This is a genomic window from Actinomadura craniellae (assembly GCF_003289645.1).
GTDB classification, from domain to species: domain Bacteria; phylum Actinomycetota; class Actinomycetes; order Streptosporangiales; family Streptosporangiaceae; genus Actinomadura_D; species Actinomadura_D craniellae.
This window is the reverse complement of the sequence record NZ_QLYX01000002.1, coordinates 306,955-322,966: the sequence shown is the minus strand read 5'-3', so window position 1 is coordinate 322,966 and position 16,012 is coordinate 306,955. Positions and strand designations below refer to the sequence as shown.

The following is a 16,012-nucleotide window of genomic DNA, read 5'->3' as shown; positions in this document are numbered from 1 at the left end:
CTCTCCTCGCGGTGTGTCAGCCCCGTGGGACGTCCCGCCAGGGCTGTCCCTCCCAGGGGTCGGGTTCCTTGGGCAGTCCCAGGACCCGCTCGGCGATGATGTTCTTGTTGACCTCGGTGGTGCCGCCCTCGATGGTGTTGGCCCGGCTGCGCAGCATCCCGCGGACCTCGGCCGGCATCGACTCGGCGTAGCCGCCCGGATCGCCGGGCCAGGCGGTGCCCTCCGGGCCGAGCAGCCGGGCCGCGGCGGCCTGGATCCGCTGGTTGAGCTCCGAGCCGTGCACCTTGCCGATCGAGCTCTCCGGGCCCGGCGGCAGCCCGGCCCGCAGCCCCTCCCGGACCCGCGCGTTGGTCCACGCCCGGATGCGCTCCTCGCACCACAGCCGGACCACCTGCTCGCGGACCCGCGGGTCGTCCCAGCCGTGCGGGAGGCCCCGCTCGCTCCGCTCGCGGGCCAGCCGGACCAGCCGCCGGGCCCCGGCGCCGCCGATCCGGTCGACGCCGCCGGACCCGGCGCCCGAGACCATCTGGCGCTCGCCGCTGAGCGTCGCGCGGGCCACCCGCCAGCCCTCGCCGGGCGCCCCGACCCGCCAGGTGTCGGGGACGACCGCGCCGTCCAGGAAGACCTCGTTGAAGTCCACCTCGCCGCCGATGTGCCGGAGCGGGCGGACCTCGACGCCGGGCTGGTGCATGTCGATGAGGAAGTAGGTGATGCCCTTGCGCTTGGGCACGTCCGGGTCGGTGCGGGCCAGCAGCACGCCGAAGTCGGCCAGGTGCGCCCAGGTCGTCCAGACCTTCTGCCCGGTGATCCGCCACCCCTCGCCGTCCCGCTCGGCCCGGGTGGCCAGCGAGGCCAGGTCGCTGCCCGCGCCGGGCTCGCTGAACAGCTGGCACCAGATCTCCTCGGCGGAGACGATCCTGGGCAGGAAGCGCAGCCGCTGTTCCTCGGTGCCGTGCGCGAACAGGGCCGGGGCGGCCAGGTTGAGGCCCAGCGGGTTGAGCCGGGGCAGGTGGTAGGGGGCCAGCGCCCGCTCGGCGGCCCGGGCCAGGCTCCGGTCCCAGCCCAGCCCCCCGTAGGCGGCCGGCCACTGCGGGACCACCAGCCCCGTCCGGGCGAACGCGGGGTACCAGGACCGGTACTCCTCGGGGGTCCGCACCTGGCGGACCGCGCTCGGGCCGCCCGCCTCGCCGGCCTTCCGCCAGGACTCGGGCAGTTCGGTGGAGATCCAGCCGAGCACGGCCGCGGTGACGTCCCGCTCGGTCCGGCAGTCGAGGAAGAGGTCGGTCACTGCCGTGCTCCCGAGGTCTCGTGGCGGGCGCGGGTGAGAGAGGTCTCCAGGGCGCGCCAGAGCGCGCGCTTGGCGGTGGCGAGGACCATCGGGTGGACCTCGGCGATCCGTTCGGCCAGTTCCTGGGCGCGGCCGTGCAGTTCGTCCGGCGCGGTCACCTCGCCGACCCAGCCCAGCCGGTGCGCGTCGGCGGCGGAGACCCGCTCGTGCGCTCCGGTCAGGGCCAGCCGCGCCACCGGGGCGAACGCGGCCCGCCGGGCCAGCGCGATCGTCTCGAAGGCGCTGACCTGGCCGACGCTGACGTGCGGGTCGGTGAACGAGGCCGCGGTGGAGGCGATGGCGATGTCGGAGTCGACCAGGAAGTGCAGCCCGCCGCCGGCGCACACGCCGTTCACGGCGGTCACCACGGGGGTGGTGACGCCCAGGTGCCAGCCGGTCAGCCGCAGGTCGGCCCGCCTGGTCCGGCGCGACATCTCTTTGAGGGCCACGGGGTCGCGGCTGAGCTGGGTCATGTCGAGCCCGGTCTGGAAGGCCCGGCCGGCGCCGGTCACCACGATCGCGCGCACCTGCGGATCGGCGTCGAGTTCGGCCCAGGCGGCGGGCAGCGCGGCCATCATCTCGGCGTTCATCGCGTTGCCCCGGTCGGGCCGGTTGAAGATCAGCCAGCCCGCGGGCCCGCGGCGTTCCACCAGCAGCGTTCCGTCGCTCATGCGGGCCTCCCCGGACGCGTCCCTGCCCTATGGATTTTTTATCATATAATTGATGCAATAGTTGGGGCGTCATCGGGCGGCGGCCGCACGGCCGCCCTGGAGCAGATGCGGACGGGTGATGGCCGAGTCCACCACGGGAAAGATCACCGATGCGGGTGTCGCCGCCCTGCGCACACGGATCGGCGTCCCCCAGCCCTATCCGGCGCCGCCGCACTATCGCCGCCCCAACGAGGACGCGTTCCGCAACGTCGCCCTCTCCTACGGCGACGACAACCCGCTGTGGTGCGACCCCGAGCACGCCGCGACCTCCCGGTGGAAGGGCCCCATCGCCCCGCCCCCGCTGGTCGGCGGCGACAGCCTGATCGGGGAGGACCGCCTCGACGAGGCCGAACTGGCCGCCGCGCGCGGGCTGCGCGGCGACCCGCTGCGCGGCGTGCACGCCTTCTACGCGGCCAGCGAGCGGGAGTGGTGGGCCCCGCTCCGCCCCGACCAGCGGGTGTTCCGGCGGACCGCCCTGGTCGGCGTGGTCGACAAGCCCAGCGAGTTCGGCGGCCGCGGCGTCCAGGAGTGGACCGCCCAGGCGTTCCGGACAGCCGAGGGCACCCTCCTCGGCGCGCAGTACCGGATGATGTTCCGCACCGAGCGGGAGCGGGCGCGGACCCGCAAGAAGTACGCCGAGGTACAGCCGCAGAGCTGGGACGAGGCCGCCATCGCCGAACTGGACGCCGCCTACGCGGCCGAGCGGCCCCGGGGCGCCGAGCCCCGGTGGTGGGAGGACGTGTCCGCGGGTGACCCGGTGGGCCCCCTGGTCAAGGGGCCGCTGACCGTCACCGACATGGTCTGCTGGCACGTCGGCATGGGCATGGGCATGTACAACGTCGCGCCGCTGCGGCTGGCCTACCAGAACCGGCAGCGCGTCCCGCGCTTCTACCACCGCGACGAACTCGGCGTGCCGGACGCGATGCAGCGGGTGCACTGGGACCCCGCCTTCGCCCGCAGGTCCGGAAACCCCACCACCTTCGACTACGGCCGGATGCGTGAGACCTGGCTGATCCACGCCTGCACCGACTGGATGGGCGACGACGCCTGGCTCTGGCGGCTGCGGGTGGAGTTCCGCAAGTTCAACTACGTCGGCGACGCGCAGTGGGTGGCGGGCGAGGTCACCCGCAAGTACCTCGCCGAGGGCGGCCGGCCCGCGGTGGACCTCGCCCTGCGCACCCGCAGCCAGCGCGACGAAGTCACCTCGCCGGCCACCGCGACCATCCTGCTGCCCAGCCGCGAGCACGGCCCGGTGCGGCTGCCGGACCCACCCGGCGGGGACGGCACGCTGGAGGCCGCCTTCGACGCGATGATCGGCCGGTTCGCCGAGGGCCGCTCGTGAGCGCCGGCCCCGAGGACCTGCGCCTGCTGCGCGACGGTGTGCGCGCCGCGTTCGCCGACCTGTCGCCGCCCGCCGAGGTGCGCCGGCTGATGGAGACCGAACGCGGCTGGTCGCCCGAGGTCTGGCGGCGGCTCTGCGGCGAGCTGGGACTGGCCGGCCTGGCGGTCCCCGAGTCCCACGGCGGCGCCGGGTTCACCGAGGTGGAGCTCGGCGCGGTCTTCGAGGAGGCCGGGAGCGGCCTGCTGGCCGCGCCGCTGCTGGCCACCGCCGGGCTGGCGATCCCGCTGCTGCTGGCCGCGGGCGACACCGCCGCGGCCGGGCGCTACCTGCCGGAACTGTGCGCGGGGACGCTGGTGGCCACCGTGGCCGTCACCGACCAGGCCGGCCGCTCGGCCGCCGAGCGGCCGATCGCGACGGCCTCGACCGACGGTGACGGCTGGCGGCTGACCGGATCCGCCGGCTTCGTCCTCGACGGCGCGCACGCGGATCTGGTGCTCGTCCCCGCCATGGCCGGCGGCGACCTGGCGCTGTTCGCGGTGCGGCGGGACGCCCCGGGCCTGGCGGCCGTTCCGCTGGTCACCCTGGACCAGACCCGCAAGCAGGCGCACCTGGACTTCGACGCCGTCCCGGCCGACCGGCTGGCGACGGCCGACGCCTGGGCCGCCCTGGCCCGGGCCCTGGACGTCGCCCGCGCGATGCTCGCCTGCGAGCAGGCCGGCGGGGCCGAGCGCTGCCTGCGGCTCACCGTCGACCACGTGACGTCCCGCGTCCAGTTCGGCCGCCCGATCGGGAGCTTCCAGGCGGTCAAGCAGAAGGTCGCCGACATGCTGATCAGGGTCGAGTCGGCGAAGTCCGCCGCGGGTGCGGCGGCACGCGCCGCCGTCGCCCCCGCGGAGGTCGGCGAGGACCTGCCGGTGGCCGCGGCGGTGGCCAAGGCCTACTGCTCGGAGGCGTTCGTGGCCGTCGCGGGGGAGACGATCCAACTGCACGGCGGCATCGGCTTCACCTGGGAGCACGACGCCCACCTGTACTTCAAGCGCGCCTGGACCGGTGCGGAGCTGCTGGGCGCCCCCGCCGAGCACCTGGAGACCGTGGCCGGGCAGCTGGCCCGCACGCTGTGACAGCCGGGACCGCCCGCCGCACCTCCCGGGCGGTCCCGGACCCCCGCCCGAAAACGCCTGAAGGAGGACCGATGCCGGATCGCCCGGTGACCACCGTCCCGGGGCTCGCCGCACTGCTGCCGGACCATCCGGCGGACCCGCGGACCCCGGTGCTGCACCGCCTGACGGACGCCGCCACGCTCGGCGAGCTGACGGCGGCCGTCGACGACCTCGCCGGCCGGCTGGTGAGCCTGGGCGTGTCCGGCCGGGAGCCCGTCGCCTGCGTCGTGGAGGACGCGCTCACCGCCGTGCTGGCCATGTTCGCGGTGTGGCGGGTCGGCGGGGTGTACATCCCGGTCAACGCCCGGCTCGCCGACGCGGAACTGCACGAGCACCTGGCGGCGGCGGACCCGCTGCTGGTCGTCGTCGACGAGGAGCAGGCCCCCCGGGTGCCGGGCGACCGCACCCGGCTGATCAGGTCACCGGACGGGCGGTGGAACTCCTCGCCCGGTACGCCCTGGGCGGGAGAGCGGTTCGCCCCGGGAACAGCACTGATCATGCGCACCTCCGGCACCACGGGGCCCGCCAAGCCGGTCGTGCTGCGGCACGCGGGAATCCTGGAGGGCGTCGACACGGTGATCGCCCGGCTGCGCGGCGGGTCGCGCGGGGGCGGCGGGTCGCCGCCCCCGAACCTGATCCCCGCCTCGCTGGCGCTGTGGGCGGGCATCTGGAACGTCCTGTTCGCCTTCCGGGTGGGCGCGCCCGTGATCCTGCTGGAGCGCTTCGACCCGGTGCACTGCGCGGAGCTGATCAGGCGGCACGGCATCCGCTCCACCGTGCTGGCCCCGGCCATGATGACGATGCTGGTCGAGGACCCCCGAGTCACGGACCTGGCGCCGCTGAAGCTGGTCCGCTCGATCACCGCGCCGCTGACCCCGGCGCAGGCGCGCCGGTTCCGCGAGCGCTTCGGCGTCGGCGTGCTCAACTCCTACGGGCAGACCGAACTGGGCGGCGAGGTGGTCGGCTGGACGGCGGCGGACCTGCGCGAGTTCGGGGACGCCAAGCTCGGCTCGCCGGGCCGCCCGCATCCCGGGATCACCCTGCGTGTGCTGGACGAGGAGCACGCGCAGGTGCCGCCGGGGGAGCCGGGCGAGATCTGGATCCACTCGCCGTTCGCCACCCGCCAGGACGGCGACCGGGTGGACGGCGAGGGCTTCCTGCGCACCGGGGACCTGGGCCGGGTGGACGCCGACGGGTTCCTGTGGATCGAGGGCCGGGTCTCGGACATGATCAACCGCGGCGGTTTCAAGATCGTGCCGCAGGAGGTCGAGGACGCCCTGCGGGGCCACCCGGACGTCGCCGACGCCTGCGTCGCCGGCGTGCCCGACCCCCGGCTGGGCGAGGTCCCGGTGGCCTGGGTCCGGCCCGCCGCCGGGGCCGCGCCGGACGAGGCCGCGCTGCGGGAGTTCGCCCGCGGCGCGCTGGCCGGCTACAAGGTGCCCGTCGCGATCCACCTCGTCCCGGACTTCCCCCGCAACGAGATCGGCAAGGTCCTGCGGCGCGAGCTCGTCGCAGGCTACGAGAGGACGAACGCCCAGTGACCTACCAGACGCTTCGGGTCGAGCGCCGCGGCGGCGTCGGCTGGATCCTGTTCAACCGGCCCGACCGCCGCAACGCGATGAACAACGCGATGCGTGACGAACTCCGGGACGCGTGGACGGAGCTGGGCGAGGACCCGGCGGTCCGCGTCATCGTCAACGGCGGGCTCGGCCGGGACTTCCAGACCGGGGCCGACGTCAAGGAACTGGCCAGCGACGGGATCGGCATGGAGCGCTACCGCGAGTCGGTGCAGAAATGGGACCTGGGCTTCACCTCCTGGTTCCTGGGCATCGACAAGCCGGTGATCGCGGCCGTCAACGGCATCTGCGCGGGCGGCGGGCTGCACTTCGTCGCCGACGCCGACATCGTGCTGGCCGCCTCGGACGCCTCGTTCACCGACCCGCACGTGTCGGTCGGCCAGGCCAGCACGATCGAGATGATCGGGTTGATGCGCAAGATGCCCGCCGAGGCGGTGCTGCGGATGGCGCTGGTCGGCCGGTACGAGCGGATGAGCGCCGCGCGCGCCTACGAGCTGGGCATGGTCAGCGAGGTCGTCGACCCGCCGGAACGGCTGCACGACGCGGCCCAGGAACTGGCCGAGAAGATCGCCCGTAACTCCCCGGCGGCGATGCGCGCCACCAAGCGGGCGCTGTGGGGCGCGCTGGAACACGGGCTCACCGACGCGTGCAAGGCGGGGGCGGCCGAGCTGGTGGGCCTGTGGGGCCACCCCGACCAGGCCGAGGGCCCGGCCGCCTTCGCCGAGAAACGCGAGCCCCGCTGGAAGGTCGACTGATCGCGGCGGTGCCGTTCAGGCTGTGCCCATGCCGCCCTCACCTCGCTCGGTCGCTGCGCGGACCGCTCGTCCCTCGCGGGCCGCTCCGCTCCCTCCCTCGGCTCAGGCTGTGTTTGCCGCCGCCCTCGCCTCGCTCGGTCGCTGCGCGGACCGCTCGTTCCTCGCGGGCCGCTCCGCTCCCTCCCTCGGCTCAGGCGGTCACCGGCCGCCGAAGTCCGGGGTGCGGCGTTCGGCGAACGCCCGCATGCCCTCGCGGAAGTCCGGGCTGCGGGAGCTGAGCTCCATCGCGTAGGCCTCCTCGGCCAGGTGCCGGCGCAGGTCGTTGTCGGGCGCGGCGTTCAGCAGCGACTTGGTCAGCCCGATCGCGACCGTCGCGCCCGTGGCCAGCGTCTCCACCAGGTCCTCGGCGGCCTTGCGGACGTCGCCGGCGTCGACGGCCGTGTCCGCCAGCCCCCAGTCGGCGGCCTCCTCGCCCGACAGCCTGCGGCCCAGGATCAGCAGTTCCCTGGCCCGGGACGGGCCGACGAGCCGGGGCAGCAGCCAGGTGCTGCCGGAGTCGGGGGTGAAGCCGCGGCGCAGGAACGGGTACCAGAACACCGCGTCCCGGGCGGTCACGGTGAAGTCGGCGGCGGCGGCGAGCTGGGCGCCGATGCCCACCGCCCACCCGCGCACCGCGCAGACCACGGGCAGCTGCAGTTCCAGCAGCAGCGGGATCAGCCGGTTGGCCTGGACGGGCAGCCGGCGCTGGATGCTCCCGGTGCGGGGCCGGTTCTCCTGCGGCGCGTTGCGGCCGACGATGTCGAAGCCGCCGCAGAAGTCCTCCCCGGCCCCCGACAGCAGGACGGCGCGCAGCCCGTCGTCGGTGGCGGCGCCCTCCAGGTTGCGGACCAGTGCGGCCATGGAGGTGTCGTCGAGGACGTTGCGGCGGTCGGGCCGGTCCAGGGTGAGCCGCAGCACCGGGCCCGACGTCTCGGCCCGCAGCCCGTTCACCGACGTGTAGCGTTCGCCCATCCCGGGTCCTTTCGCTTGTTTAATTGAATATACTAAATATATTTACGATGGAGGAGGACGGATGGGTGAGCGCGTGGAACCGGGGCTGCTGGCCGGGCTGCGGGTGGTGGAGTGCTCGATGCTGGGCCCCGGCGCCGTCTCGACGCCGCTGGCCGACCTGGGCGCCGACGTCATCAAGGTGGAGCCGCCCGCGGGCGACTACATCCGCTCCATGAGCTGGCCCATCGTCGAGGGCGACTCGCTGCTGCACCTGCACGTCAGCCGGGGCAAGCGCAGCGTGATCCTGGACCTGCGCACCGCGGGCGGGCGCGAGGCGTTCCTCGGCCTGGTGCGCACGGCCGACGTGGTGGTGGAGGCGATGCGCCCCGGCGGGCTCGACCGGCGCGACCTGGGCTACCAGCGGCTCCGGGAGGCCAACCCCGCCGTGGTGATGTTCACCATCTCCGGCTACGGCATGACCGGCCCCTACCGGGAGCTGCCCAGCCACGGCATCGCCTACGACGCCTGGGCCGGCACGGTCCAGCCCGTCCCGGGGCCCGGCGGGCTGCCGTCGATTCCCGACCACACCTCCATCGGCATCACCGCGGGCCCGCTGTTCGGCACCGCGGCGATCCTCGCCGCGGTGCTCCGCGCCCGGCAGACCGGGGAGGGCTGCCACCTGGAGGTGGCGCAGTCCGACGCCGCGGCGGCGTTCGACTGGCTGCGCAGCGAGGGCCACCGCGCCTACGCCAGGCCGGCGGACGAGGTCACCGGCAACCCCTCCGACGGGTACGAGCGCCGCCCCCCGGGCACGGCGGGCATGGCCGACGGGGTGCGCTACCAGTTCTACGAGTCCGCCGACGGCCACGTGCTGTTCATGGCCTCCGAACGCAAGTTCTGGCAGAACTTCTGCACGGCGATCGGCCGGGAGGACCTCTTCCGGGCCCGCCCGGGGGAGGCGCTGGCCGACCACGCCCGCGGCGACCTGGACCTGCGCCGGGAGCTGAACGGGATCTTCCGCACCCGCACCACGGCCGAGTGGGTCGAGCTGGGCCTGGCGCACGACGTGCCCATCGGCCCGGTCAACACCCCGGCCACCGTCGCCGCCGACCCGCAGTTCGCCGACCGGATGCCGTGGCAGCCCGCCGACCGGCTGGTCGCCGACCAGCTTCCCTTCCCCGTCCGGGTGGTGGGGGAGGCCCCGCCCGCCGCCGCCCGGCGGGCCCCGCGGCGGGGGGAGCACACCGCCGAGGTGCTCGCCGAGGTGCTGGGCTACGACCCGGCTACCCTGGGCCGGCTGCGGGCCGAGGGCGCCCTCGGCTGATCCGGACGGGCCGCGGGGCCGTGACCGACCGGAGCCGGTCGCGGCCCCGCGGCCGCCGGGATCTCAGCCGGCGAGCCGGGCGGTGGCCGCCGTCGCGACCTGACCGTCCCCCCGGACGGCCCGCAACTCGACGTCCGGCTCCGCGGGCCGCCCGGTCAGGGTGAAGGGGGCATCCGCGAACAGCGGCGCCGAAGCCCGGAAGGAGAACCCCGCGATCTCCCGCCCGGTGCGGCGGCGCGCGGACTCCGCCAGCAGCAGCGCGGTGAGCGGCCCCTGGACCACCAGGCCCGGGTAGCCCTCCACGTCCCTGGCGTAGGCGGCGTCGTAGTGGATCCGGTGCGCGTTGAAGGTGACCGCGGAGAACCGGAAGAGCATGACCGGGCCGGCCTCGGCCCGCTCGGCCCAGCCGCCGGGCGGGGCGGGCTCGGAGTGCCCGCCCTCGGGGGCCGGGACGGGGGCGCCGGGCTCGCGGTAGACCAGGTCCTGCTCCTCCTCGATCGCCGTGGCGTCGTGCTGGGTGTAGACGTGCCGGAGGGTGACGACCAGCAGCCGGCCGGAGCGGCCCGTCTTGCGCTCGGCCCGCAGCACCGAGGTCTCCCGCAGCGCCGGCGCGCCGATCAGCAGGGGACGGTGCACCTCCACCCGGCCGCCCGCCCACATCCGGCGGGGGAACCCGGCGGCGGGGCCGCAGGACGGCAGCCGGGGGTGCCCGTCCGGCCCGAGCATCGTGGTGGACGTCTCGGGGGTGCCGAGGGCCCAGTGCCACAGCGCCGGCAGCGGCCGGCCCGGGGCGAGTTCCGGCCCGGCCGGATCGTCCAGGACGGCGGCCAGCCGGCGGGCCTGCTCGCCGGAAACCTCCAGTTCCCGCAGCGGCGGGACCCCGAAGTCGGTCGGTTCGCTCATGGACGCGCCTCCGTCGCCCGTACCAGGCCGGCGTCGTGCAGCCGGCCGATCTCGGCAGGGGAAAGCCCCAGGACCCCGGTGAGGATCTCGTCGGTGTGCTCGCCGAGCAGGGGCGCGCGCAGGTGGTCGGACCGCTCCCGGCCCGTGAAGGCCAGCGGCGAGCCGGGGGTCGTCAGCGGGCCCAGGTCGGGGTGCTCGACCTCGGCGAACAGCGGGTTGGCGGTCGACAGCCGGGGATCGGTGGCGGCGGCCTCGGTGAAGGACTGGTAGGGGCCCCAGCACACGCCGGCGGCGTCCAGTCCGGCCTGCGCCTCGGCCAGCGTGCGCCGGGCGAACCAGGGTGCCATCAGCGCGGCGACCGCGTCCCGGGCGGTGAAGCGGCCGCCCTCGTCGTCGAGCCGCACGTCCAGCGCCTTCTCGACGGTCGGCAGGAACTCTGCGATCCCGGTCGCCTCGACCAGGGACCGCCACTGCTTCAGCGTGATCGCGACGACGATGAGGCGCCGCCCGTCCCGGGTGGTGAAGTCCCGGCCGAACGCGCCGTACAGGTCGTTGCCGAGGGCGGGCCGGATCTCGCCGAGCAGCCGGGCCTGGGCCAGGTAGCCCAGGTCGGCCATCGTGGCGAAGGCCACGTCGGCGAGGGACAGCGTGACGTGGTCGCCGCGGCCGGTGCGGGCGCGGTGCCGCTCGGCGGCCAGCAGGCCCACCGCGAGCGTCAGCCCCGCCGCCACGTCCCAGGCGGGCAGGGCGTGGTTGACCGGCTCGCGCCCGTCACCGGTGATCAGCGGGAGGCCGGTCGCCGGGTTGACCGTGTAGTCGACCGCGCTGCTCCCGTCGGGATTCCCGGTCAGGGTCAGCATGATCAGGTCGTCGCGGCGGGCCCGCAGCCGCTCGTAGGACAGCGCGCCGGTGGCCGGGAAGTTGGTCAGGAACAGCCCGGCGTCGGGGCCGGGCGCGGTGATCAGCGCGGCGACCAGCTCCCGTCCCTCGGGCCGGCGCAGGTCGACCGCGATCGAGCGCTTGCCCTTGTTCATGCCGCGCCAGAACAGGCTGCTGCCGTCCGGGCCCAGCGGCCAGCGGCCGTGGTCGGCGCCGCCGCGCACGTCGTCGAAGCGGATGACGTCGGCTCCCAGCCGGGCCAGGGTCATGCCGCCCAGCGGGGCCGCGACGAAGGCCGACCCTTCGACCACCAGGAGCCCGTCGAGCACTCCCGTCACCGGGTGGCCCGCTCGCGCAGCATGTTCTTGTCCACCTTCCCCGCGGCGTTCAGCGGCAGCTCGCCGAGGATCTCGACCCGGCGGGGCGCCTTGTAGTTCGCCATGTTCTCCCGGCTCCAGGCGATGATGGCAGCCGGGTCGGGGGCCCGACCCGCCCGGGGTACCACGAAGGCCGCGCCGACTTCGCCCATCCGCGCGTCGGGCACGCCGACGACGGCGGCCTGGGCCACGTCCGGGTGGCGGACGAGGATGTTCTCGATCTCCGCGGGGTAGGCGTTGAAGCCGCCGACGATGAACATGTCCTTGATCCGGCCGGTGATGCGGACGCGGCCCTCCTCGTCGAGCGTCCCGACGTCGCCGGTGTGCAGCCAGCCGTCGGCGTCGATGGTCGCGGCCGTTTCGGCCTCCTCGCCGAGGTAGCCCTGCATCAGGGTGTAGCCGCGCACCAGGATCTCGCCCTCCCCGCCGTCGGGCGCCGCGATCCGGACCTCGACTCCGGGCAGCGGCCGGCCCGCGGTGGTGGTCACGACCTCCAGCGGGTCGTCGTACCGGCACATGGACACGATCCCGCAGGTCTCGGTCAGCCCGTAACCGGCGACGATGTGCTCGAAGCCCAGCTCCTCCCTGATCCGGTACAGCAGGGCCGGGGGCACGTTGGCGGCGCCGGTGACGGCCAGCCGCAGGGAGGCCACGCCCGCGGCGCTGAAGTCGGGGTGTTCCAGCATGGTCTGGTAGAGCGTGGGCGTCCCCGGCAGCACCGTCACGCGCTCGCGGCGCACCATCTCCAGGACGTGCGGCACGTCCAGGGTGCGCGCGGGCAGGGCCGTGGCGCCCGCCATGATCGAGACGAGCCAGCCGGCCTTGTAGCCGAAGCCGTGGAAGAACGGGTTGACGATGAGGTAGCGATCGCCCTCGCGCAGCCCGACGACCGCGCCCCAGAGCGCGTAGGCCCGGAGCGCCTGGCCGTGGGTGCACATGGCGCCCTTGGGGAAGCCGGTGGTGCCGGAGGTGAAGAGGATGTCGGAGAGGTCGTCGGGCCCGACCCGCGCGGCCCGCCGCTCGACCTCGTCGGCGGGGACGCCCTCGCCGGTGGAGAGGAACGCGTCCCAGCCCTGGCCGTCCCCCTCGCCCGACAGCAGGACGACGCGCTCCAGGCCCGGCAGGTCGCGGGCGGGCCGGCCGGCGCCGGGCCCGCCGGCCGCGGTGGTGAGCAGGGCGGGGTAGTCCTTGCCCAGGAAGTCGGTGACGGTTAGTAGCAGCCGGGCGCCGGATTTGTCCAGCAGGTAGGCGGTCTCGGCGCCCTGGAACCGGGTGTTGAGGGGGACCAGGACCCCGCCGACCCGCTGCAGCCCGAGTGCGGCGATCATCCAGCGGGCCGAGTTGGGCGCCCAGATTGCCACCCGGTCGCCGTGTTCCAGCCCGGCGGCCAGGAAGGCGCGGGCGGCCCGGTCGACCTCGGCGTCCAGCGCGCGGTAGGTGAGCCGGAGTTCGCCGTCGACGACGGCCTCGGCCGCGGGCAGCCGCCGTGCGGTCATGGCCAGCAGCCGGCCGGTCGTGCCCCACGTCAGGTCACCGCGGGTGTCGACTGACATTCTCACTTCCATACATTATAAATAACATATACAGTTTCCCGCGTCGATGCGGCGGACGGCCGTACCGCACCAGGAGGACCCGTGGCCCGACTGCTCGAAAACAAGATCGCCATCGTGACCGGAGCCGCCCACGGCATCGGCCGCGGGCACGCGCTCGAGCTGGCCCGGCACGGCGCCGCCGTGGTGGTCAACGACCTGGGCACCTCGGTCACCGGCGAGGGCGCGGGCAAGGACGCCGACGAGGTCGTCGAGCTGATCCGCGAGCGCGGCGGCACCGCGGTCGCCGACTACGGCGACGTGGCCGACGACGAGCAGGCCCGGGCGCTGGTCGAACGCGCGGTCACCGAGTTCGGCCGGCTGGACATCCTGGTCAACAACGCCGGCATCGCCCGCGACAAGGTCATCTGGAACATGACACCGGACGACTTCGACCTGGTCATGCGCGTCCACGTACGCGGCAGCTGGCTGCTCACCCATCACGCGGCCCGGCACTGGCGGGCACGGGCCAAGGCGGGGGAGACCAGCACCGGCCGCATCATCAACACCACCTCGGGCGCCGGCCTGGTCGGCAACTTCGGCCAGTCCAACTACGCCACCGCCAAGGCGGCGATCGCCGGGCTCACCCTGACCACCAGCCTGGAGCTGTACCGGCTCGGCGTCACGGTCAACGCGGTCGGGCCGGGCGGCATGACCCGGCTCACCGCCACGATGGGCAAGGACCTGGCGGCGTTCGAACCCGACGAGCTGGGCGTGGACGACTACCACCCGATGGATCCGGCGGGCAGCTCGCCGGTGGTGGCCTGGCTCGCCAGCGACCAGGCACAGCACGTCACCGGCCAGATCATCCGGGTCATCCACGACAAGATCCACCTGATGCGGGGCTGGCACGAGGCCGCCACCATCTCCAGCGACGGGAAACGCTGGGACGCCGAACGGCTCGGCATGCTGCTGGCCACCGACGTCTTCGGCACCCGGGCCCCGGGGCTGCGCTGATGGACCTCCGGGACTCCACCGAGGAGGCGCTTTTCCGGGCCGAGGCGCGCACCTGGCTGGCCGAGCACGCCCCGCCCTTCTCCGGCACCGTGAACGCCCGGCTGCACTTCGGCTGGGGCGGCACCGCCGCCGCCTACGAGGAGGCCGAACGGGCCGCCGCCCGCGCCGCCCAGGCCTGGCAGGCCCGGCTGCACGAGGGCGGCTGGGCGGGCATCGCCTGGCCGAAGGCGTTCGGCGGGCGCGGCGGCACCCCGATCCAGGAGGCGATCTTCGCCGAGGAGGCCGCCGCCTTCGACGTCTCCGTCGGCCCCCTCCTGATCGGCCTGGCCATGGTCGGGCCCACCCTGATGCGGCACGGCACCGCCGCGCAGCGGCGCGACCACCTGGCCCGGCTGCTGCACGGCGAGACGGTCTGGTGCCAGCTGTTCAGCGAGCCCGCGGCGGGCTCGGACCTGGCCGCCCTGCGCACCCGGGCGGTGCGCGACGGCGCGGACTGGGTGGTGGACGGCCAGAAGGTGTGGACCTCCGGCGCGGGGGTCGCCGACTGGGCGATCCTGCTCGCCCGCACCGACCTCGACGCCCCCAAGCACCGGGGCATCACCTACTTCCTCCTCGACATGCGCACGCCCGGCATCGAGATCCGCCCGCTGCGCCAGATGAACGGCTCGTACCACTTCAACGAGGTGTTCCTCGACGGGGTGCGCATCCCGGCGGACAACGTCGTCGGCGAGGCGGACGCGGGCTGGAAGGTCGTGCACACCACGCTGGCCAGCGAGCGCGCGATGATCGGCGGCGGCGGGGGAGCCCGGGCCGGCGGGCTGCTGGCCCTGGCCCGCGAGCGCGGCCGGCTCGCCGACCCGTCCGTCCGCCGGGCCGTCGCCCGGGTGCACACCCTGGACGAGACCCTGCGCTACCTGGGCCTGCGGGCGCGCACCGCGCTGAGCAAGGGCGTCCCGCCCGGCCCCGAGGCGTCGATCATGAAGCTGCTGGTGGCCCGGCGGGCCCAGGAGGCGGCCGACGCGGGCCTGCTCATCGAGGGCACCGCGGGCCTGGCGCTGGGCCCCGGCGGCGGGGACGAGTGGCAGCGGCTGCTGCTGACGGCCCAGGGGCTGCGAATCGGCGGGGGCACCGACTCGATCCAGCGCAACGCCGTGGCCGAGCGCGTCCTGGGACTGCCGCGCGAGCCGGCGCCCGACCGGGACGTACCTTTCCGGGAACTGACCACCGGCGTGCCCAGGAGGAACGACCCATGACGATGCCCGTGGACGTGCCCGTCATCGACACGATGATCGGGTTCCCGCTGCGCGACCCCGCCAAGACCTACGCGTACATCACCCGGCAGACCAAGGACGCCGAGTCCCGGGGCGACCTGAAGATGCCGGCCGGCTACATGTTCAAGGACGTGCCCGAGGACGGATCCGAACCGGGCCGGGACCCGGTCGAGATCACCCTGGAGCAGATGGACCGCCACGGCATCGCGGTCGGCCTCGTCGGGGTCCGCGGCGAGGACGGCGCGCGGGCGGTGGCCACCCGGCCGGACCGGTTCGTCGGCACCCTGTCGGTGGACCCCAACCAGGGCATGGAGGCGGTGCGGGCGATCGTGTCCGCCCACGACTCCCTCGGCATCAGGGCCGTGGACGTCTTTCCCGCCGGCACCACACCACAGGTCGCGATCAACGACAAGAAGATGTACCCGATCTACGCCAAGTGCGTGGAACTCGGCCTGCCGATCTTCGTGTGCGCGGGCGTCCCCGGCCCGCGCGTCCCCTTCGCACCGCAGCGGGTGGAGTACCTCGACGAGGTCATGTACGACTTCCCCGAACTGGTGCTGGTGACGCGGCACGGCTGCGAACCGTGGACCGACCTCGCGGTGAAGCTGATGGTCAAGTGGCCGAACCTGTACTACTCCACCAGCGCGTTCGCGCCGAAGTACTACCCGCGGGAGATCGTCGACTACGCCAACTCCCGCGGCGCGCACAAGATCCTCTACGCCGGCTACTACCCGATGGGCCTGACCCTCGACCGGATCATGAACGAGCTGCCGAACGTGCCGTTCAAGGACGAGGTCTGGCCCCGGTTCCTCCGGGAGAACGCCGCCCGCATCCTCGCCATCGAATGACCC

The 16,012-nt window shown here is 74.4% G+C and carries 14 protein-coding genes; 8 read left to right on the top strand and 6 right to left on the bottom strand.

The genetic code is table 11. The features are described from left to right. Positions 1-16: 16 nt before the first annotated feature. Both DPM19_RS05145 and DPM19_RS05140 read right to left on the bottom strand, forming a co-directional pair. Complete coding sequence (locus DPM19_RS05145; RefSeq protein ID WP_111863620.1) at positions 17-1,288, bottom strand: acyl-CoA dehydrogenase family protein; 1,272 nt, start codon at positions 1,286-1,288, stop codon at positions 17-19. Then, positions 1,285-1,998, bottom strand: a complete 714-nt coding sequence (locus DPM19_RS05140) for an enoyl-CoA hydratase/isomerase family protein (protein WP_111863619.1) — start codon at positions 1,996-1,998, stop codon at positions 1,285-1,287. Before DPM19_RS05140 ends, DPM19_RS05145 begins: the two co-directional genes overlap by 4 nt. 118 nt (positions 1,999-2,116) lie before the next feature. Between DPM19_RS05140 and DPM19_RS05135 the strand changes: the two genes are divergently transcribed. From DPM19_RS05135 to DPM19_RS05120, 4 genes are all read left to right on the top strand, one after another. Beyond that, the gene (locus DPM19_RS05135) at positions 2,117-3,379 is read left to right on the top strand and encodes a hotdog family protein (RefSeq protein WP_111863618.1); all 1,263 of its coding nucleotides are present in this window, start codon (positions 2,117-2,119) and stop codon (positions 3,377-3,379) included. Then, positions 3,376-4,500: an acyl-CoA dehydrogenase family protein gene (locus DPM19_RS05130; protein WP_233509854.1), complete on the top strand. Its 1,125-nt coding sequence runs from the start codon at positions 3,376-3,378 to the stop codon at positions 4,498-4,500. The genes DPM19_RS05135 and DPM19_RS05130 overlap by 4 nt, the downstream gene beginning before the upstream one ends. A gap of 71 nt (positions 4,501-4,571) precedes the next feature. After that, positions 4,572-6,080 (top strand): class I adenylate-forming enzyme family protein, encoded by a 1,509-nt coding sequence (locus tag DPM19_RS05125; RefSeq protein WP_111863617.1) that lies wholly within the window; start codon positions 4,572-4,574, stop codon positions 6,078-6,080. Then, the gene (locus DPM19_RS05120) at positions 6,077-6,871 is read left to right on the top strand and encodes an enoyl-CoA hydratase/isomerase family protein (RefSeq protein WP_111863616.1); all 795 of its coding nucleotides are present in this window, start codon (positions 6,077-6,079) and stop codon (positions 6,869-6,871) included. Before DPM19_RS05125 ends, DPM19_RS05120 begins: the two co-directional genes overlap by 4 nt. Positions 6,872-7,069: 198 nt before the next feature. Here the strand turns inward: DPM19_RS05120 and DPM19_RS05115 are convergent, their stop codons facing one another. Beyond that, positions 7,070-7,882 carry an enoyl-CoA hydratase/isomerase family protein gene (locus DPM19_RS05115; RefSeq protein WP_111863615.1) on the bottom strand — a complete coding sequence of 271 codons (813 nt, stop codon included), beginning with the start codon at positions 7,880-7,882 and terminating at the stop codon, positions 7,070-7,072. Between the two features lie 61 nt (positions 7,883-7,943). Between DPM19_RS05115 and DPM19_RS05110 the strand changes: the two genes are divergently transcribed. After that, positions 7,944-9,185, top strand: a complete 1,242-nt coding sequence (locus tag DPM19_RS05110; RefSeq protein ID WP_111863614.1) for a CaiB/BaiF CoA transferase family protein — start codon at positions 7,944-7,946, stop codon at positions 9,183-9,185. 63 nt (positions 9,186-9,248) lie between these two features. Here DPM19_RS05110 and DPM19_RS05105 read toward each other — a convergent pair whose 3' ends face one another. The 3 genes from DPM19_RS05105 to DPM19_RS05095 are packed head-to-tail and all read right to left on the bottom strand — an operon-like array spanning position 9,249 to position 12,897. Further along, positions 9,249-10,088 (bottom strand): acyl-CoA dehydrogenase, encoded by an 840-nt coding sequence (locus DPM19_RS05105; RefSeq protein WP_111863613.1) that lies wholly within the window; start codon positions 10,086-10,088, stop codon positions 9,249-9,251. Continuing rightward, entirely contained in the window at positions 10,085-11,296 is a 1,212-nt protein-coding gene (locus DPM19_RS05100; RefSeq protein ID WP_233509853.1) for a CoA transferase, read from the bottom strand. Before DPM19_RS05100 ends, DPM19_RS05105 begins: the two co-directional genes overlap by 4 nt. A 5-nt stretch (positions 11,297-11,301) precedes the next feature. Next, positions 11,302-12,897, bottom strand: a complete 1,596-nt coding sequence (locus DPM19_RS05095) for a FadD3 family acyl-CoA ligase (protein WP_111863611.1) — start codon at positions 12,895-12,897, stop codon at positions 11,302-11,304. 81 nt (positions 12,898-12,978) lie between these two features. Between DPM19_RS05095 and DPM19_RS05090 the strand changes: the two genes are divergently transcribed. Genes DPM19_RS05090 through DPM19_RS05080 form a run of 3 tightly spaced genes read left to right on the top strand, consistent with a single transcriptional unit; the run spans position 12,979 to position 16,009 of the window. Further along, complete coding sequence (locus DPM19_RS05090) at positions 12,979-13,890, top strand: SDR family NAD(P)-dependent oxidoreductase (protein ID WP_111863610.1); 912 nt, start codon at positions 12,979-12,981, stop codon at positions 13,888-13,890. Then, entirely contained in the window at positions 13,890-15,143 is a 1,254-nt protein-coding gene (locus DPM19_RS05085) for an acyl-CoA dehydrogenase family protein (protein WP_111863609.1), read from the top strand. The genes DPM19_RS05090 and DPM19_RS05085 overlap by 1 nt, the downstream gene beginning before the upstream one ends. Beyond that, positions 15,140-16,009 (top strand): amidohydrolase family protein, encoded by an 870-nt coding sequence (locus DPM19_RS05080; RefSeq protein ID WP_111863608.1) that lies wholly within the window; start codon positions 15,140-15,142, stop codon positions 16,007-16,009. The genes DPM19_RS05085 and DPM19_RS05080 overlap by 4 nt, the downstream gene beginning before the upstream one ends. Positions 16,010-16,012 lie beyond the last annotated feature (3 nt).